General features: G+C 71.2%; 14 protein-coding genes. 7 read left to right on the forward strand and 7 right to left on the reverse strand.

Annotated features, from left to right (window positions below):
- The first annotated feature begins 131 nt into the window (after nucleotides 1-131).
- From IF17_RS0119500 to IF17_RS0119520, 5 genes are all read left to right on the forward strand, one after another.
- On the forward strand, nucleotides 132-584 hold the full coding sequence (locus tag IF17_RS0119500; RefSeq protein ID WP_030567677.1) for a carboxymuconolactone decarboxylase family protein: 453 nt from the start codon (nucleotides 132-134) through the stop codon (nucleotides 582-584).
- Nucleotides 585-685: 101 nt separating this feature from the next.
- Complete coding sequence (locus IF17_RS0119505) at nucleotides 686-1,885, forward strand: MFS transporter (RefSeq protein WP_030567679.1); 1,200 nt, start codon at nucleotides 686-688, stop codon at nucleotides 1,883-1,885.
- Between the two features lie 324 nt (nucleotides 1,886-2,209).
- On the forward strand, nucleotides 2,210-2,728 hold the full coding sequence (locus IF17_RS0119510) for a hypothetical protein (protein ID WP_032772247.1): 519 nt from the start codon (nucleotides 2,210-2,212) through the stop codon (nucleotides 2,726-2,728).
- Nucleotides 2,729-3,276: 548 nt separating this feature from the next.
- Complete coding sequence (locus tag IF17_RS0119515; RefSeq protein ID WP_051884076.1) at nucleotides 3,277-9,408, forward strand: DNRLRE domain-containing protein; 6,132 nt, start codon at nucleotides 3,277-3,279, stop codon at nucleotides 9,406-9,408.
- Nucleotides 9,409-9,618: 210 nt separating this feature from the next.
- Nucleotides 9,619-10,323 (forward strand): hypothetical protein, encoded by a 705-nt coding sequence (locus IF17_RS0119520; protein WP_030567685.1) that lies wholly within the window; start codon nucleotides 9,619-9,621, stop codon nucleotides 10,321-10,323.
- Between the two features lie 31 nt (nucleotides 10,324-10,354).
- Here IF17_RS0119520 and IF17_RS0119525 read toward each other — a convergent pair whose 3' ends face one another.
- Entirely contained in the window at nucleotides 10,355-10,987 is a 633-nt protein-coding gene (locus tag IF17_RS0119525; protein ID WP_030567687.1) for a hypothetical protein, read from the reverse strand.
- A gap of 30 nt (nucleotides 10,988-11,017) precedes the next feature.
- On the reverse strand, nucleotides 11,018-11,884 hold the full coding sequence (locus tag IF17_RS0119530; RefSeq protein ID WP_030567688.1) for an alpha/beta fold hydrolase: 867 nt from the start codon (nucleotides 11,882-11,884) through the stop codon (nucleotides 11,018-11,020).
- Nucleotides 11,885-12,030: 146 nt separating this feature from the next.
- Between IF17_RS0119530 and IF17_RS0119535 the strand changes: the two genes are divergently transcribed.
- The gene (locus IF17_RS0119535) at nucleotides 12,031-12,330 is read left to right on the forward strand and encodes a hypothetical protein (RefSeq protein WP_030567690.1); all 300 of its coding nucleotides are present in this window, start codon (nucleotides 12,031-12,033) and stop codon (nucleotides 12,328-12,330) included.
- A gap of 159 nt (nucleotides 12,331-12,489) precedes the next feature.
- On the opposite strand, the gene IF17_RS0119540 is transcribed toward IF17_RS0119535, so the two are convergent.
- Nucleotides 12,490-14,010: a DUF445 domain-containing protein gene (locus IF17_RS0119540; RefSeq protein ID WP_030567692.1), complete on the reverse strand. Its 1,521-nt coding sequence runs from the start codon at nucleotides 14,008-14,010 to the stop codon at nucleotides 12,490-12,492.
- A 97-nt stretch (nucleotides 14,011-14,107) separates the two neighbouring features.
- Between IF17_RS0119540 and IF17_RS0119545 the strand changes: the two genes are divergently transcribed.
- Nucleotides 14,108-15,352 carry an SGNH/GDSL hydrolase family protein gene (locus IF17_RS0119545; protein WP_030567694.1) on the forward strand — a complete coding sequence of 415 codons (1,245 nt, stop codon included), beginning with the start codon at nucleotides 14,108-14,110 and terminating at the stop codon, nucleotides 15,350-15,352.
- A 42-nt stretch (nucleotides 15,353-15,394) separates the two neighbouring features.
- On the opposite strand, the gene IF17_RS0119550 is transcribed toward IF17_RS0119545, so the two are convergent.
- The 4 genes from IF17_RS0119550 to IF17_RS0119565 all read right to left on the reverse strand — a co-directional run bounded on the left by IF17_RS0119550 (nucleotide 15,395) and on the right by IF17_RS0119565 (nucleotide 18,995).
- Entirely contained in the window at nucleotides 15,395-16,111 is a 717-nt protein-coding gene (locus IF17_RS0119550; protein WP_030567696.1) for a DUF1707 SHOCT-like domain-containing protein, read from the reverse strand.
- A 104-nt stretch (nucleotides 16,112-16,215) separates the two neighbouring features.
- Nucleotides 16,216-17,241, reverse strand: a complete 1,026-nt coding sequence (locus IF17_RS0119555; RefSeq protein ID WP_030567698.1) for an ABC transporter ATP-binding protein — start codon at nucleotides 17,239-17,241, stop codon at nucleotides 16,216-16,218.
- A gap of 67 nt (nucleotides 17,242-17,308) precedes the next feature.
- Entirely contained in the window at nucleotides 17,309-18,202 is an 894-nt protein-coding gene (locus IF17_RS0119560) for an ABC transporter permease (protein WP_030567700.1), read from the reverse strand.
- Nucleotides 18,195-18,995 (reverse strand): ABC transporter permease, encoded by an 801-nt coding sequence (locus tag IF17_RS0119565; RefSeq protein ID WP_030567702.1) that lies wholly within the window; start codon nucleotides 18,993-18,995, stop codon nucleotides 18,195-18,197. The genes IF17_RS0119560 and IF17_RS0119565 overlap by 8 nt, the downstream gene beginning before the upstream one ends.
- Between the last annotated feature and the right edge of the window lie 12 nt (nucleotides 18,996-19,007).

Below are 19,007 nucleotides of genomic sequence, written 5' to 3' on the forward strand. Positions count from 1 at the left end.
GCGCCGCGAGGGGGACCGTCATGAGCGGCACCGGCCGGTCAGGGCACGGTCGGCAGGCCCGCCGATTGACCCACGTTTCTCCCGTACAAATGCACCCCACCCCGGGTCGCTTCCGTGCCTACGGTCCTTGCATGACCACGTTCCAGGTGCCTCAGCGCATGAACTTCTCCGCCGTCTCCCCCAAGGTGTTCAAGGCCGTCCTCGCCCTCGACGCCGTCGCCCGCGAAGGGCTCGACCCTGTCCTGCTGGAGCTGGTGCAGATCCGCGCCTCGCAGGTCAACCGCTGTGCGTACTGCATCGATTACCACGTCTCCGACGCCCGCAGGGCCGGGGAGTCGGAGGAGCGGATCCACCAGCTGGCCGCATGGGAGGAGTCGAGTCTGTTCACCGGGAAGGAACGGGCCGCGCTGGCTCTGACCGACGCCGTCACCGTCCTGCCCGAGGGGGTGTCGGACGCGGTGTACGAGGAGGCCGCTCGGCATTTCGAGGAGAAGGAGCTCGCTCAGCTCATCGCGCTCATCTTCACCACCAACGCGTGGAACCGGATGAACGTCACCACGCGCAAGACGCCCGGCACCGAGTAGCCGGCCGCCGGATCCTCCGTGGGCGGTGGCCGTCCTGTCCGGCCGCCGCCCGACCCATGCCCGTGGACCGACCGTTTTCCTGATGAAGGGCTGACCACACCGTGACCACCGTCGAGACCGGGGTGCCCGCCGCCGCCCCCGGCCGCTCCCCCGTCAAGGGCTGGCTCGCCGTCATGGCGGTGACCCTGGGCATCTTCTCCCTGATGACCTCCGAGCTGCTGCCCGTGGGCCTGCTCACCCCCGTCGGTACCGCCCTCGACGTCTCCGAGGGCACCGCGGGGCTGATGGTGACGGTGCCCGGCCTGGTCGCCGCCGTCTCCGCGCCCGTGGTCACCGTGGCCACCGGGCGCATCGACCGCCGCATCGTCCTGGTGGTCCTGATCGGCCTGATGGGCGCGGCCAATCTGGCCTCCGCCTTCGCCACCAGCTTCACCGTCGTGCTCGTCGCGCGGTTCCTGATCGGGGTCAGCGTCGGCGGCTTCTGGTCCATCGCAGGCGGCATCGCCCTGCGGCTGGTGCCGGCCAGGCATGTCGCCCGGGCCACCGCCGTCATCTTCGGCGGGGTGGAGACCGCGTCCGTCCTGGGCGTGCCCACCGGAACGTTCCTCGGCGATCTCAGCGGCTGGCGCACGGCGTTCGGCGCCGTGGGCGTTCTCGGCCTGGTCTCCCTGGTCTGCATGCTCTTCCTCATGCCGAGGATCCCGGCCGGGCAATCCCTCACGTTCTCGGCCTTGCCGAGGGTTTTCGTGCGGAACGCGGGTGTCCGGATCGGGATCGCCCTCACCTTCCTGGTCATCACCGGCCACTTCCTGGCCTACACGTTCGTCCGGCCGGTCCTCCAGGGCGACGGGATCGGCGACCGCTCGATCGGCGTGCTGCTGCTGACGTTCGGAATCGCGGGCATCTGCGGCAACTTCATCGCCGGAGCCCTCGTCGCCCGGCGGCTCCGGCACTGCGTCATGGGGATCTCCGTGGTCCTCACCTCGGGCATGGTCCTGCTCGCGGTCGTCGACACCGGTGCCCTCTCCGCGGGCGCCCTTCTCGTTCTGTGGGGGCTCGGTTACGGCGCCGCGCCGGTCACCTTCCAGACCTGGATCCTCGACGCGGCACCGGACGCCACCGAAGCGGCCACCTCGCTGTACGTCTCCGCCTTCAACCTGTCCATCGCGCTCGGGGCCCTCTTCGGCGGGTTCGCCGTCGACGGCATCGGCACCACGAGCGTGCTGTGGACCGGAGCCGGACTGACGCTCCTGGCACTCGTCGTGGTGGGCGGTGCCCGCCGCGCCGGGGTGGGGGCCTGACGCACCGGGGGCGGCCGAGTCGTCGGCCACTCCTTGCCCCGCATGTCGCCGATGCGCGGTCTACGTAACCCGGTTGCGGACTGCAAAGGGGTGTTGCGTAGGGTGGCCGCACGATCATTGCATCCAGGGGGCGATCCGGATGGTCGAGCGTTGCGATTGCCATGTTCAGGCACGGGGTGGACATCGTCCTCGCGCAGCTGCCTCGCGCACGCGCTGAGTCGTGAGCCGCCCCAAGTGCCTCTGCACCTCGGGCCCGAGAGCCCCCGCACACCGCATTGAGCGTGATGATCCCACTGAACACGACCTCAAGGAGAGCTGATGAGAATGGCGCGCAGCCTGATCGCTACCGCCGCGACGGCGGCACTGGTCGCGGGGGTCACGGTCGTCGGCACCGGCACCGCGTCCGCTGCCAGCTACCGCTGCACCACGTCGACCAAGTCCATCGACCACCCCGGCAACACGATCAACGACAACTTCAACTTCACCGTCAAGACCTGCGCCAAGCGCGAAGGGGGCTACATCTACGCCAAGGCGTACGTGTCCGTCGACGGCCCCTGGAACTACGCCGGCCAGTCCGCCGTCAACGACGCACGCGCACTGATCCAGGTCAAGCGCTCCGTTTCCGGGACCGACCCCGTGTCCAAGTACGCGTACGGGACCGGCCTGGGCAGCAAGCTGAACAACCTCGACGCCTACGGCAACACGAGCTACACGAGCCCGACCGTGAAGCACAAGCCTGCCGCCGGTAGCCGCTACCTCGGCGACAGCGTCATGCAGATCGACTGGAAGAACGACGGCAAGGGGCGCATCAGCTACAACTTCTCCGGCTCGCCGACCGTCTGACACGCACGCGCGATGGGTGCCCCGCTCCGAAGAGTGGGGCACCCATCGCGTCCTGCTGCTCGATGAACACTCCAGGGCATCCAGCAGGTCGACACCGGACTCGGCCTGAGTCGCCGTGGGGATCCTGGTAGCGCCGGCCCACGCGTGATCACCCGACGGCGCTTGAGGAAAACCTGAGCTTTCTCCGGCCTTCCATAACGATCGAATATCACCACCGAATAAACACACTCCATGCATCCGGTCCACATTGACTGCGATGTCATCACTTTGAGTGAGAGTCTTGCAGTCGTAAAAGCCTCAAATGATTTTTGACTAATGGTCAATCTCCTAGCGGAGAGTGATCATTCGAGCCGCACGGCGCTCACTTCCGAGCCACCCCTCTTCCGGCAGGCGGTGTGAGGATGCACAGGCCGCGAGACGAATGATCTTGCAGGCCAGGAGGCATTCACATGAACCGTCGTACGGGGGGCCGGGCGAGACCCGGGGCCCTGCCGATATCCCTTGCTCTGCGCCGAGTCGCGTCCGGCAGAGACAGGACTCTGTCGCGCGTGGCCATCGGGATGGCCACGCTCATGGCACTGGAGGCCGCGGTGGTCGTCGCGGCCACCGGTCAGGCCGTGGCGCTGCCTCGGGAGGAGGCCCCGGCCGCACCCCAGAAGTCCGTCACCTATGCCAAATCCGCCAAGGATCTGGCCTCCGCCCAGGTCGCGGCCCGGCTGTCGGGCCACCGCGTCGAGGCGCTCTCCGAGCGCACCGAGAACACGTCGACCTTCGCCAACGCCGACGGCAGCACGACCGTCGAAGCCGCCAGCGGTCCGATCCGCTTCCAGGACGAGTCGGGCGCCTGGCAGTCCATCGACGTGGACCTCGTCCGGTCCAGCCAGGGGGTGCACGCCAAGTCGCACCCGCTGGACCTGAAGCTGGCCGACCGCACGCCCACCGCCAAGGCCGCCAAGATCAAGGCGGCCGGCGCTCCCGGCGCACGGAAGACGCCGTCCACCCCGCTGGTCTCGATCGGCGAGGACGACAAGCAGATCACCATCGGGTGGCGCGGCGCGCTGCCCGCGCCCACGATCGAGGGCACGACCGCACGCTACGTCGACGCGCTCACCCGCACCGACCTGATCGTCGAGTCGACCCGTACCGGCTTCGAGCAGTACCTGGAGCTCAAGGACCGCAGCGCCATCGCGGCCAACGGCTCGGTCACGCTCACCCTGGACGCCAAGGGCGTCAAGGCCCGTGCCAACGACGACCGTTCGATCACCTTCCTGGATGCCCGCACGGGCAAGCAGGTGGGCGTCCTGCCCGCGCCCATCATGTGGGACGCCGCCGTCGACCCGAAGTCCGGCGATCACAAGAACATCGCCGATGTGGGTCTGAAGGTCACGCAGAACGGCGACGAGATCGACCTGACGCTGACTCCGGACGCCGCGTTCCTGGCCGACCCCGAGACGAAGTTCCCGGTCACCATCGACCCGGCCGTCAGTATCGGCGTCGGCTTCGACACCTTCGTCCAGCAGGGCTTCACGACGGACGTGTCGGCGCAGACCGAGCTGAAGCTCGGCAACAACGGCTCGGGCCAGATCGCGCGCTCCTTCCTCAGCTTCCCCATGGCGAAGATGACGGGCAAGCAGATCCTCGACGCCAAGCTGAACCTGTGGAACCACCACTCGTGGTCCTGCACGGCCAAGGGCTGGGAGGTCTGGGACACCAGCTCCCCGTCCACCGCCACCCGCTGGACCAACCAGCCGAGCTGGAACAAGAAGTGGGCGTCCACCACGTCGACCAAGGGCTTCTCGTCCGCCTGCAACGACGGCTGGGTGAGCCAGAACATCACCTCGCTCGCCGGCGCCTGGGCCGCCAACGGCAACGGCACCAACTCCCTCGGCATCCGGGCCACCGACGAGTCCGACCCGTACGGCTGGAAGCGGTTCAACTCCGGCAACGCCGCGTCGAACACGCCGTACCTGTCGGTCACGTACAACACCAAGCCCGGCCTCGCGTCCCCGGTCTCACCGCTGACCGGCGCCTCGACCAGTAACACCAAGCCGACCCTGACGGGCAAGGCCAGCGACGCCGACGGCAACACCGTCCGGCTCTCGTACGAGATCTGGACGCCGAACGGCACCACGGCCCTGCAGACCGGCACCTCCGCATACGTCTCCTCGGGTGCCAACGCCCCCTGGACGCCAGCCACCGCCCTGGCACCGGGCCAGTACAAGTGGCGTGCCGCCACCTACGACGGTTCGGCGTGGAACGGCAGCTGGTCGGCCTGGCAGACCTTCACGGTGGACACCACCGCCCCGGCCACGTCGAAGATCACCTCGACGGACTTCCCGGCGGGCCAGTGGTCCGGCACCCCGGACGGCAACGGCAACTTCACCGGCGGCTTCACCTTCACCCCGCCCTCCAGCGACGTGAAGGACATCCAGTACTCGCTGGACGGCGGCGCCTGGACCACGGTCGCCACCACCGCGGCCGTCACCCGCTCGCTGACCTTCGGCGCCGGTGAGCACACCCTGAAGGTGCGCACCCGTGACGCGGCGGGCAACACCTCCGCCGAGACCGCCTACACCTTCTCCGCGGGTGGCGGCGCCGCGCTGCTCGCCCCGGGCGAGGGCGAGCGCCCGGCCCGCCGCGTGGACCTGTCCGCCGAGGGCAGGGAGAACCACACCGGCGTCGTCTACCAGTACCGCCGTGGTGAGACGGACACCTGGAAGGACGTCCCCGCCGCGGACGTCCGCAAGGCGTCCGACGGCTCCGCCCTCTCCGGCTGGCCGGCCTCCGCACCTGCGGGCAAGCCGGTACGCCTCACCTGGAACATCACCGACACCTTCGCCGCCGACGGCGCGATCGACGTGCGGTCCGGCTTCACCAGCGGCTCGGGATACACCTACTCCCCGCACCACACGATCACCGTCGACCGCGTCGCCGGTGACGCGCCGCTGACCTCCGTCGGCCCGGGCACGCTCAACCAGCTGACCGGTGACTTCACCCTCACCGAGACCGACGCCTCCGCGTTCGACATGTCGGTGACGCGTTCCGCCTCCTCCCGCCGCCCCGGAGCGGGCGCGCTGCAGGACGGCCAGGCCCCGATCTTCGGCAAGGAGTGGACCTCCGGCACCGTCGCCGAACTGACCGAGACCCGGTGGTCCTACGTCAAGAAGACCTCGGCCACCTCGGTCGCCGTCGTCGACAACACGGGCGAGGAGACCGGCTTCACCGCCACCTCCGGCAACGGCTGGAAGCCCGAACCGGGCTCCGAGGAGCTGCAGCTCACCGGCTCCCTGACCGGCTCGTTCACGCTGAAGGAGGACGACGGCGCCACCGTCACCTTCGCCAAGGCCGACGCGGCCGGCCTGAACTGGCCGATGACCAGTGCCACCAAGGGCGGCCTGGAGCACGCCACCACCACGGTCGTCTCCGAAGCCGTGACGGTGGACGGCAAGAAGCTGGCCCGCCCCAAGCGGATCATCGCGCCCACGTCCGCGGTCTCCGCGGAGACCTGCACCACGGCACCCGCCACCAAGGGCTGCCGCGCCCTGGAGTTCGTGTACGCGACCTCCACCACGGCCACCGGCCACTCGACCGGCGCCGACTTCGGCGACTTCACCGGCCAGGTCAAGGAGATCCGCCTCTGGTCCACCTGGGGCGGCGCCGCGGAAGCCACCTCCCAGGCGATCGCGACGTACCGCTACGACGCGAGCGGCAAGCTGCGCCAGGCGTGGAACCCGCACCTGAACCAGGGCATGCAGACCCAGTACTCGTACGACTCCGCGGGCCGCATCACGTGGTACCACGCGCAGTCCGAGATCCCCTGGGACTTCACCTACGGCAAGGCGGGCAACGCCGCCACCGCCGGTGAGGGCATGCTGCTGAAGGCCACCCGCAAGGGCATCAAGCAGGGCACGGCCGATGTCGAGGAAGGCACCGCCTCCACCAGCGTCGTCTACGACGTGCCGCTGAGCGGCACCACCGCCCCGTACAAGATGGGTGCGGCGGACGTGAAGGCCTGGGGCCAGACCGGCGCCCCGACCGACGCCACCGCCGTCTTCCCCGCGGACGCGGTCCCGGCCGGCCACGCCGGTTCGGCGCTTTCCGCGGCGGCCTACGAGCGCGCCCGGATCACGTACACCGACGCGTCGGGCCGCGAGGTCAACTCCGCCGAGCCCGGCGGGCACATCTCCACCACGGAGTACGACCACCACGGCAACGTCGTCCGGGATCTGACCGCGAACAACCGCGCTCTGGCTCTGGGCGTCACCGACGCCGACAAGGCCCTGCTGGCCGACCTCGGCATCAACGGACTGGCCACGGCCGACCGTGCGGAGCTGCTCTCCAGCCGGTCGGTCTTCGACACCAAGGGCACTCGTGAGCTCCAGGAGCTCGGCCCGCTGCACCGCATCTCGCTGGCCGAGGACCTGAAGTCGGGCAGCACCACCGTGGCGACCAAGGGCACCTCCGTCGTCGCCCGCGGCTGGACGGTCAACGAGTACGACGCGGGGCGTCCGACCGACGGCACCGCGACCATCGAGAACCAGGTCACCAAGGCCACCAAGGGCGCCCAGCTGCTGGTGGCCCCGACGCTGAACGCCGACGCGCGGGAGACGCAGACGGTCTACGACTGGGTCAAGGGCCTGTCCACCAAGACGATCCAGGACCCGTCCGGACTGGCGATCACCAGCTCGGCCGAGACCGACGCGCAGGGCCGCGTCACCAAGTCGGTCCGTCCCGGTTCCAACGGTTCCGACGCGGCCACCTTCGTGACCAGGTACTGGTCCGCCACCGGCACCGGTGCGTGCGCAGGCCGCCCGGAGTGGGCCGACCTGCCGTGCTACAGCGGCCCGGCGGCCGCCACCACCGGCGGCGGCACCAACCCCGCCGAGCTGCCCGGCCGTACGGTCGAGTACAACTGGTGGGGTGAGATCTTCAAGATCTCCGAGACCGCCAACGGCGTGACCCGCACCACCCTCACCGAGTTCGACAACGCCGGCCGCCCGACCTCGGTGAAGACCACCGGCGGCGTGGGCGCGGCGGTTCCGGACCGTACCTTCGAGTACGACCCGCACACCGGCAACGTGACGAAGACCAGCTCGCCGACCGGCGGCACCATCACCCAGCAGTACGACAAGCTCGGCAGGCTCATCTCGTACACGGACGCCGACGGTGGCACCACCACGTTCGCGTACGACCTGCTGAACCGTCCGGTCAAGGCCTCCGACTCCGCGCCGTCGACGGTGACGTACGCCTACGACCACGACGCCGAGCCGCGTGGCCTGGTCACCAGCACCACCGACTCGGTCGCCGGCACCTTCTCCACCACCTACGACGCCGACGCGGGCGTGGCCTCCGAGAAGCTTCCCGGTGGCTACACGGTGAAGGTCCGCGAGGACTCCACCGGCTCCGGCCTGGAGCGGGTCTACACGCGCGACAGCGACGGCATGGTGGTCTACTCCGACATCGTGAACCGGTCGGCGCACGGGCAGGCACTCAGCGCCTCCGGCTGGTCCGCACAGGACTACTCCTACGACCGTGCCGGACGCCTGACCCGGGTGAACGACACCGTCGGCGATGTCTGCACGACCCGTTCGTACACCTTCGACAAGCGCAGCAACCGCACCGGGCTGACCACGGCCGAAGGCGCCGCCGACGCCGACTGCCCGACCAGCGGTGGCACCGGCAAGACGTACACGTACGACACCGGCGACCGTCTGATCGACGCCGGTTACACCTACGACGCCTTCGGCCGCACCACCGCCCTGCCGGGCAGCACGCTCGGCTACTTCGCCAACGACCTGGTGCAGCGTCAGACGACGGGCGCCAACCGCCAGACGTGGACCCTCGACGCCACCCACCGCTTCCGCGGCTGGACGACCGAGACCCAGATCGACGGCGCGTGGACGCAGGAGCAGCAGAAGCTCAACCACTACGACGGACAGAGCGACAACCCGCGCTGGATCGTGGAGGACGTGGCCACCGGCGCGCTGACCCGTAACGTCGAATCGGCCAGCGGCCTGCTCGCGGCCACCACCGCGGCCCAGGGCGGCGTCGTCCTCCAGCTGACCAACATCCACGGTGACGTCGCCCTCCAGCTCCCGCTGGACCCGGAGGACGCCCCGCAGGTGCTGGACAGCGACGAGTACGGAAACGCCCGCGACGGCCAGCCCTCGGCCCGCTACGGCTGGCTCGGCGGCAACCAGCGCTCCAGCGAGACCCTGACCGGTCTGACCCTGATGGGCCAGCGGGTCTACAACCCGGCCACGGGCCGGTTCCTGTCCGTCGACCCGGTCCCGGCCGGATCGCCGAACTACTACGGCTACCCCGCCGACCCCATCACCATGGTGGACCTCGACGGCCGTGGCTGGAGCAAGGTCTGGTCGTACTACCTGCGTGACTCCCAGGCCAAGAAGCTGGCCAAGGCGCTCAAGGGCGGTGGCAGCGTCGCCAAGACCCTCGGCAAGTTCGTCGGCTTCATCCCGCACCCCGTGGGCAAGGCCCTCGGCCTCGCGCTCCAGGCAGTGGGCATGGGGGCGAAGACGCTGGGGAAGGTCATCGACGCCGCGCGCAAGGCGCGGGGCTGGGGCGTGGCCATCAGGTTCGGTATCTGGAAGGGGAAGAAGTGGGGCATCACGTACTGGACCCCGCTGATCACCATCCACCCGTCCCACGGCAACCGCTGAGACAGCTTCCGTGAACGGGAACGCACGCGCGTCGGACTGACCGACAGTCCGGCGTGACCGACACCCATCCCCCGGGCCGGCCGACACCCTCGGCCGGCCCGGGTCCAGGCGCCCGCACGGTCCTTCCCGGACCGTGCGTGCGCTCAGTCGTTTTCCCTCCGGCGTCTCCCCGCCCCATCCTTGTCGCACGACCACCTGAGGAGAACCTCCATGAGCAACCCCTTCCCGCCCCCCGACGGCGTTCTCCCGGACCGGAGCCGCTTGGCCGAACTCCTCGAAGCCGAACGGACCCGCGCCCTCCAGCGCATCCTCCCTGCCTGGGCCTACTTCCTGGCCTCGGTGGCCGCGGCGGCCGGAATCTGGCTGTCGGCCGAGGGCGTCGGCCGGGCCGTGGCCCTGGCCGCGGTCCTGATTCCGGGCCTTCACCTGCTGCTGCGCGCCAAGGCTCTGACCGAGGCGGTCATCGTCTTCCGTGACGACGACGAGGAGGACGACCGGGGCGACGGAGCCGGAGGTGGCGGCGGAGCCGACGGCGCGGTGAAGCCGGACGGCGCGGTGGGGCCGGACAGCTCAGAGGTGCCGGACAGCACGATGAAGCCGGAGGGCGGGAGCCGCCGCGGCGAGGATGCGGACGAACCGGAGGAGGACGACGCCGCCATGGGCCGGATCGCCGGCCGTGCCGTCGCCGTGACCGGGGCCGTCGTCTGTGTCGTCCTCGGCCTGGCCGTCGCCTTCCTGCCGCTGACATGGCTGCGCATCGTCCTGCCGGCACTGTGCCTGTGGTTCGTCTACGACCTCTACCGATCCCACCGCAAGCGCGTCGAGGGCCGCCGCGTCATCGCCCGGGCCGAGACCGAGCCGTGGTATCCCGCTTACCGGCGCCTGATCGAGGAGCGGCGGGCCTCGCTGGGGTGACTCCCCGGGGGCGAACCCCTCGGGTACCGCCTCAGCGGTAGTCGTCCGGGTGGTCCTGCATCCAGGTGTTGATGCCGTCGCGGGTGGAGACGATCTCGGTGAAGAACTTCTCCAGGTGCGGCGTCGACCGGTCCTTGCCCACCTTGCCGAACAGGACCTTCATGTCCGCCAGCGGCTGCTTGAAGTGGCCGGGTCCCTTCGGGTCCGCCCGCATCGCCTCGTCCAGCTCCGTGAGTTCCTGGGTGACCCGGCCGAGGAAGTAGGCGCAGTCCCCCGCGCCCGGCGTACAGGTCTCGCCCAGGGTGGCCTGGAGCGTCGCGAAGGCGTCGCGTACGAGCTCGGGGGCCGGTTCGGCGGGTGCGGTCGGCTCCTCCGTGGCCTCGCCGGCCGCCTGCTCGGCCTGGTCGGCGTTCTCCACGGAGTCGGCGTTCTCCACCTGGTCGGCGTTCTCCGCCCGGTCGGCGTTCTCCGCCCGGTCGGCCGACGGCGACGCCGTGGCGGACGGGGCGGAGGGGTCCGCGCGGAGGCCGCCGTCGGTCTGCCCCTGGGTGCAGGAGACCAGCGCGGCCGCCGCGAGGATCGCAACTGCCGTTGCACGGAATCCTGTTGCGGTGGCGTTCGTGGCTCTGCGTATGCCGCTGCGGGCAGTTGTACGTACAGGCATGAGGCCCCCCTCGTGTGATGGGTCCAGACCTTATACCGCCGCCTCCGGGTCCGCCCGGCCCGCCCGGTCCGCCCGGTCCACCTCCGCCAGGAACGCCGCCACCTCCCCGAACACCGCCCCCGGGTCGTCCAGGTGGACGTCGTGCCCGGCCTCCGGGACCAGGGCGATCCGCGTCCCCGGGCGGCGCTCGGCCATCCGGTCCGCCTCCTGCTGCTTCAGCATCCCCTTTCCGGCCCGCACCACCAGCACCGGGCAGCGCACCTCGTCCCACGCGTCCCAGAAGTCGCGGTGGGCGTTCTCCTGGACCGTGGCGACCATGACGTCCCGGTCCACCCGCGGATGCAGGCCCCCGGGGCCCGGGGCCAGGCCGTCCGCCCAGGCGCGGCCCGCCGCTCCCCCGCCGAAGAACGCCGTCGCCGCCTCCGCGTCCGGGAACGGGACCGGCCACGAGTCCAGCCAGGCGCCGATGGTCTCCGGCAGCGAGGGGCTCGGGCCGTCCGGGCCCGCCTCGACCAGGACCAGGGCGCGCACCAGCTCCGGATGGGTCGCCGCCGCGAGCAGCGCGGTGATCCCGCCCATGGACTGGCCCACCAGGACCAGTCGGCCGGCGGGGAGGCGGAGATCGTGGGCGACCTGGACCACGTCCCGTACGTGGGCCGCCCGGGAGACGTCCCCGGGGCGCCGCGTGCTGGCGCCGCTGCCCCGCGCGTCGAACGCGACCACCCGGTGGGTGGGCGTGAACCGGGCCGCCAGCGCGTCCCATTCGCCGCTGTGGCCGGCCAGGCCGTGCAGCAGGAGCAGCGGCGGGCCGTCACCGCCGCTGTCGGTGCAGCGCAGGCGTACGGGCGGGGCGCCCGCGTCGCCCGTGACCTCGACCGTCACCGTGTCCGTTGCCATGTGCTGCCCCTTCGTACGCGGTCGGCGGCCGCCCGTCGGCGCGGCCGGACCAGAGGTTAGCCTCGGCAGGGACACGTACGTACACACGTACACACGTACACGCGTACGCAGACACGTACACGGACACGAAGGCGATGGTGGCGGCGATGGCGAAGGTTCCGGCAGCGGCGGTGGCGGCGAGCGGGCTCGTCGGGGGGTACGGCGTCGCCCGGTGGACCGGGAAGCGTCCGCTCGGCGGGGTCGCGCTCGCCGCCGCCGGGTCCCTCGCCGCGTACGAGTGGAACCGTCAGGCCGGACCGCGTGCGGCCACCGCGCTGACCGTCGCGTACGTCGCCGCCTTCGCCGGGTCGCACCCGCTCGCCAAGAAGGTCGGCGCCTGGCCCGCCGTCTTCGCCGTCGCCGGTGGCGTGGCCGCCGCCTCCTGGGCCGTCACCCGCCGCGCGTAGGCCCTCTTCTCTCCCCCCGGGCCCGAAAGAAGTCCGCGCCGCGTTGAACACCCGCCGCGCCGCGCCCGTACTACCGGGCAACTCCCCCGTGTATGCCGGGTGCGTACCCGTACGACAGGACGGGTACGCACCCGGAACCCGCAGGATCCATAAAGCCGCTCAGCCGCCCAGCGCCCGCGACACCGTGTGGATCGCCAGGCCCGCCAGCGCACCGACCACCGTGCCGTTGATGCGGATGAACTGCAGGTCACGGCCGATGTGCGCCTCGATCTTCTTCGACGTCTGGTCCGCGTCCCAGCTCGCCACGGTCTCGCTGATCAGCGAGGTGATCTCGGCCCGGTACGTCGTGACCACGTACACCGCCGCGTCCTCCAGCCAGCCGTCCAGCTTGCCCTGGAGCCGCTCGTCGCCCGCCAGCCTGGCGCCCAGCGACATCAGGGACGCCCGGGCCCGCAGACGGAGTTCGCTGCGCTCGTCCTCGGCCGCCGCGAGGATCATCGTACGGACGGAGGACCAGGCCGAGGCGATGACGTCCTGCACCTCGCCGCGGCCCAGGATCTCCGACTTCAGCCGCTCCACCCGGGCCCGGGTGTCGGCGTCGCTCTGGAGGTCGGCCGCGAAGTCGGTGAGGAACGTGTCGATGGAGCCGCGCGCCGGGTGGCCCGGCATGTCCCGCATCTCCGTGACGAACCGCAGCAGTTCCTTGTAGACCCGCTCGCCCACCCGCTTGTCCACGAAGCGCGGCGTCCAGCCCGGCGCCCCGCCCTGCACCGCGTCCATCACCGAGTCGCCGTGCTCCACCAGCCAGTCGTGCGCCCGTACGCAGACGAGGTCGACGACCTTGCGGTGGCCGCCGTCCTCCACGACCCGCTCCAGCATCTTGCCGAGACCGGGGCCGACCTCCGCCGCGTTCGCCCGCCGGGTGATGGCCTCGCCGACCACCGCCTGGACGTCGGAATCCCGCAGCACCGTCAGCGCGCCGCGCAGCGCCGTCGCCAACTCGGCGGTCACCCGGTCGGCATGGGCGGGCTCCGAAAGCCACGCGCCGACCCTCCGGCCGACCCCCAGAGCGTGAATTCGGTCACGAATGACGTCTCCGGAGAGAAAGTTTTCGCCAACGAAGGAACCGAGGGACTGTCCTAGCTGATCCTTCTTGGTGGGGATGATGGCCGTGTGGGGGATGGGCAGGCCGAGCGGGCGCCGGAAGAGCGCCGTCACGGCGAACCAGTCCGCCAGAGCGCCCACCATCCCCGCCTCGGCAGCCGCCGCGACGTAGCCCGGCCAGCCCTTCACCCCTGAGTGTTCCGCCCAGGTGGCCAGGACGTAGACCAGCGCGACGAGCAGAAGGAGGCCGGTGGCCGTGAGCTTCATGCGCCGTACGCCGCGCTGTTTCTCCTCGTCGGCCGCCGTGTACGCGAACGAGGCCAGCGGGCCGGGCCCGGGCGCGGCGCCGTTCCCGGCACCGGCACCGGGCGCGTCCGCCGCCCCAGGGCCCAGCTCCTTACGGGCCCCGGTCGGCCTTCCGGCCCCCGTCGGCGTTTCCGTCCCGCTCGCCCCGAGGTCCGGGTCCTGTCCTGGCTGCTGCACCACGTCCTGCTCTCCGGAACCGGAACCGGTCCGTTCCTTGCGCTCCACCCGTTCCACCCGTAGGCGTACGCCTCGCCCCCGCGACGTACGCATTGTCCCTACTTCCCCTACTCCCGGGCCGCACGTCGAGTTCCCCGCGGCCTGTCGCATCATGGGACCAGCACGATCATCACAAGGAGAATCACCGCACATGCCCAGGCGCCAGGGGTACGCCCTGCTCATCGCCCTACTGGCGGGCACCGCCGTACTCGCCGCAGCAACCGTCTTCGGCACGACGCTCCTCTCCGGCCGCCACCAGGCCCCGCCGCCTCCCGCCGAGACGCACGCCGCGGCCCGCAACCCCGTCGCGCCCGCCAACATCGGCGGGAACTGGGTCGCCACCTGGACCACGGCGCCCGTCGGCCCGGAGCCGAACACCGACAACGGCTTCCCCGGCAGCACCATCCGTAACGTCGTGCACACCAGCGTCGGCGGGGACGCCGCCCGCATCACGCTCTCCAACCTCTTCGGCACCGTCCCGCTCCGCGTCGACCGGGCCACCGTCAACACCCGCCCGGTGACCTTCGACGGCGCCGCCTCCGTCACCATCGCGCCGGGCGGACGGGTCGTCAGCGACCCGGTCGTCGTGCCGGTCGCGCCCGACTCCGACCTGGAGGTCGGCTTCCGCACCCCGCGCCCGGGCGGCCCGGTCACCTACCACCCGAACAGCCACCAGACGTCCTACCTGGCCGACAGCCGCGGCACCTGGTCCACCACCAGCTGGCGCTATCTGACCGCCGTGGACGTCCGCAACGAGTCCGCACCCGGCACCATCGTCACCCTCGGGGACTCCCTCACCGCGGGCAGCGGCTCCACCACCGACGCCAACACCCGCTGGCCCGACGTCCTCGCGGACCGGCTGGGCGGCCGGTACGGGATCGCCAACGCGGGCATCGCGGGCAACCGGCTCCTCATCCAGGGCCCGTCCGGGCAGGCCGGCCTCGTCCGGTTCGAGCGGGACGCGCTCTCGATCGCCGGGGTGCGCACCGTGATCGTGGCCATCGGCATCAACGACATACAGCAGGCGCCGCAGGAGACCGACGCCGGGCGCATCGTGGCCGGGCTGCGCGCCCTCGCCGACCAGGCACGGGCCCGCGGTCTGACGGTCGTCGGCGCGACCCTGACCCCGTTCGAGGGCTACCGGACCTGGACGCCCGAGCGCAACGCCGTACGGCTCGCGGTCAACGAGCAGATCCGGACGGGCACCGTCTTCGACGCGTACGTCGACTTCGACGAGGTCGTCCGCGACCCGGCCGCCCCGAACCGGCTCCTGGCGGCCTACGACTGCGGCGACCGCGTGCACTTCAACGACGCCGGGTACCGGGCGCTGGGCGAGCGGATCGACCTGCTGTCCCTGGAGCAGGCGGCCGGCACGCCGGAGCCCGACGAGCTGTGAGGGGGCGGCGGTCGGGGAGGGTGACGTACGAGGGCCGATAGCTCAGCCCAGCTCCTTGCGGCCGCCGCCTCCCGGCCCCTGGTCCGGGCCGTCCAGCCGCTGCCGCTCGCGGACCGCCCGCTCGGCCTCCTCCGCCTCCTTCAGGCGGCGGCGCTCCGCCTTCGTCCGCTTGCGCTCCACCCCGACGCCGCCCATCAGCGCCAGACCCGTGATCCGTACGCGCGGGGCCTCCGGCACGGTCTCCCCGTCCTCGTTCGGGCCCTCGCCGAAACCGCCCATGATGCCGACGCCCCGGACGTCCACGTTCAGCTCCGGCGGGGCCGTCACATGGATGCCGCCCATGATCGCGATGCAGCGGATGACGACCTCGCGGTCCTCGAAGTCCGCCTCGCGCAGGTCGATCTCGCCGCCGCCCCACATCGCGAACGCGGTGAACTTCCGGCCGACCGTCCAGCGGCCCTTCCGGTTGAAGCCGCCCCACAGGGCGAACCCGCCCTTCGAGGTGGCGGTACCGCCGATCCGGGCGGGCCAGTTCGCGGCGGAGCCCCGCAGCGGGGCGGGCGCGGATGAGCCCACCGGGGCCACCGCCGTGCCGGGCGCCGGGAGGTCCCGGACGAGGGGCTCCAACTCCCCGTGCGTACGGGCCGTGTAGGCCGTTTCGAGACGCTGCTCGAACTCGTCCATCTTCAGCCGGCCCTCGGCCACGGCCTCCCTCAGCAACTCGGCGATCCGCTCACGTTCAGCATCGGAGGCACGCATGTCCGGACGTTCACTTGTCATGCCACGCACCCTATTGAACGCACCCGGTCCCGGCACAGACGTGCAGGCCCATGACCTGCACGCGTCGGCTCACCGGGACCCCCTTACGGCGCCGCCGCCTCGTACATCCGCGCGATCACGGCCTCGATGTCCGGCTCCCGCACCGACAGGTCCATCAGCGGGTACTCCGCCGCGATCCGCGCCACCAGCGGGGCGGCCGACGCCGAGGCGGGGAAGGCCAGCCACTGGCGCGGTCCCTCCACCTTGACCACCCGCGCCAGCGGTCCGGCCCCCTCCGACTCCAGCGAGATCGCCGGGAGTTCGCGCTCCAGGTCCACCACGAGCATCCGCTCGCTCTCCCCCACCTCATGGAGACCGGCGAGCGAACCGTCGTACATCAGACGGCCGTGGTCGATCACCATCACCCGGCGGCACAGCTGCTCGATGTCGGTCAGGTCGTGCGTCGTCAGCAGGACCGTCGTCCCGCGCTCCGCGTTCAACTCCTTGAGGAACTGCCGCACCTTGGCCTTGGAGATCACATCGAGCCCGATCGTCGGCTCGTCCAGGTAGAGCACCTCGGGGTCATGCAGCAGGGCTGCCGCGATGTCGCCCCGCATCCGCTGCCCGAGGGAGAGTTGACGTACGGGTACGTCCAACAGCTCGCCCAGGTCGAGGAGTTCGACGCACCGGTCCAGGTTCTCCTGGTAACGCCGGTCCGGGATGCGGTACATGCGGTGCATCAGCCGGTACGAGTCGCGCAGCGGCAGGTCCCACCAGAGGGTGGTCCGCTGGCCGAAGACCACACCGATGCGGTGGGCGAGGCGCGTACGTTCCCGGGACGGGTCGATGCCCGCCACCCGCAGCCGGCCGCCGCTCGGGGTGAGGATGCCCGTCAGCATCTTGATGGTCGTCGACTTGCCGGCCCCGTTCGGGCCGATGTAGCCGACCATCTCGCCGCGCGCGACCTGGAAGCTGATGCCGTCCACGGCCCGCACCTCATGCCGCTCCCGGCGCAGCAGACCGGCCTTCCGGCGGACCTGGAAGACCTTCTCGACGCCGTCGAGGGTGATGAAGCCGTCGTGGCCCACGCCCGTGCCCTCCCCCGCGGCTCCGACCGATGTGTCCAGCATGCCCAACTCGCCTTCCCTCAACGTCCCTCAACGTCCCTCAATGTCCGTCGACGTCCATCGACGTCCGTCAACTTCCCGTACTCCGGTACGTCCGCAGCGCCGCCCGCCACGCCAGCCCGGCCAGCGCACCGACCGCCACGGCCACCACCGGCGCCAGGAACGCCACCCACTGCGGAAGGTCCAGCGGATAGTCGCGGTCCAGCACGTACAGCGTCGGCAACCAGCTCACGAAGGCCAGCGGCACCACGAACGTCACTCCGCGCACCAGGTCCTTCGCGAAGATCGTCGGCGGGTACTGGAGCAGCGTCGCCCCGCCGTACGTGAAGGCGCTCTGCACCTGCGAGGCGTCCTGCGCGACGAACTGGAACGCCGCCCCGGCCACGAAGACCGCCCCGAAGACCGCCGCACCACTGATCACCATCACCGGCAGCATCGCCACCTTCAGAGGCGTCCACGCGATGTCCAGGGTGGCCAGCGCGTAGACCAGCACGGCGAGCCCCTGGAGGATCCGCCCGATCCGGCGCAGCGCGAACCGGTCCGCCGCCACCTGCGCCAGCACCGGGACCGGCCGCACCAGCAACGTGTCCAGCGTCCCGTCCCGCACCCGCCGCCCCAGCCGCTCCATCGACCCCAGCAGCAGGTCGCACAGCCCGAACGCCGTCGCCGACACCCCGTACAGCAGGGCGACCTCCGGGAGCGTGTAACCGCCCAGCGCGTCGACGTGGGTGAACATCAGCACGATCGTGAGGAAGTCGAACGCCGTCGCCGCGAGGTTCCCGAACGTCGTCATGACGAACGAGGCCCGGTACGCCATCGTCGAGCGCACCCACATCCCCACGATCAGCCCGTACGCCCGCAGCCCCTCCAGCACCCGGGGCCGCTCCTCGTACGCGAAGTACGCGGAGCCTCCCGGCTCCCGGCTCCCCTCGGGCCCGGGCCGCACCGCCACCGTCTCAGCCACCCTGCACCACCACCCTCCTCGTCGCCACGGACTGGAGCAGCCGCCCCGCCAGCAGCAGCGCCACCGCCCAGCCGCCCTGGAACGCGTACGCCTCCACCAGCCCCCACCCCGTGTGCTTGCCCAGGTACACATCGGCCGGGATCTGGAGCAGCGAGGACCACGGCAGCATCCGGGCCACCTCGCCCAGCAGCCCGGGGAAGAGCGGGAGCGGCAGCAGCATCCCGGAGAAGAACAGCCCCAGCAGCCAGGCCATCTGGGTCGCGCCCGCACCGTCGAGCAGCCAGAACGCCGACAGGGCGACCAGGTAGCGCACGGCGAAGCTCACGACCACACCCAGCAGCACGGAGAGCAGGAACGCCGGCCAGATCCACGCCGAGCCGGGGAGCGCGATGTCGAAGGCGAGCGCCCCCGCGAGCATCGGTACCACCCCGCGCCCGATCAGCTGGAACGCCGCCCGGCCCAGGTCCCCCGCCAGCCACCACAGCTGGAGGTCGGCCGGGCGGTACAGGTCCACGGCGATGTCCCCGGTACGGATCCGCTCCATCAGCTCGTCCTCGAAGCCGCCGCCCATCATGGCGCAGGCCGCCAGCAGGCCCTGCCCGATCCAGACGTACGCCAGCGCCTGGGCCATGTCGTACCCGCCGAGCTGCGGTCTCGCGTCCCACAGGGCGATGTAGGTGTACGCCAGGATGAAGCCGAAGACGGTGTTGGTGAACACCCCCGCGGCCGTCGCCGTCCGGTACGTGGCGTAGCGCCGGAACCCGCCCGCCGCCACCACTGCGTACAGCCGCACGCCGTCCCCTCT

Source organism: Streptomyces cyaneofuscatus (genome assembly GCF_000718135.1).
Classification (GTDB): Bacteria; Actinomycetota; Actinomycetes; order Streptomycetales; family Streptomycetaceae; genus Streptomyces; species Streptomyces cyaneofuscatus.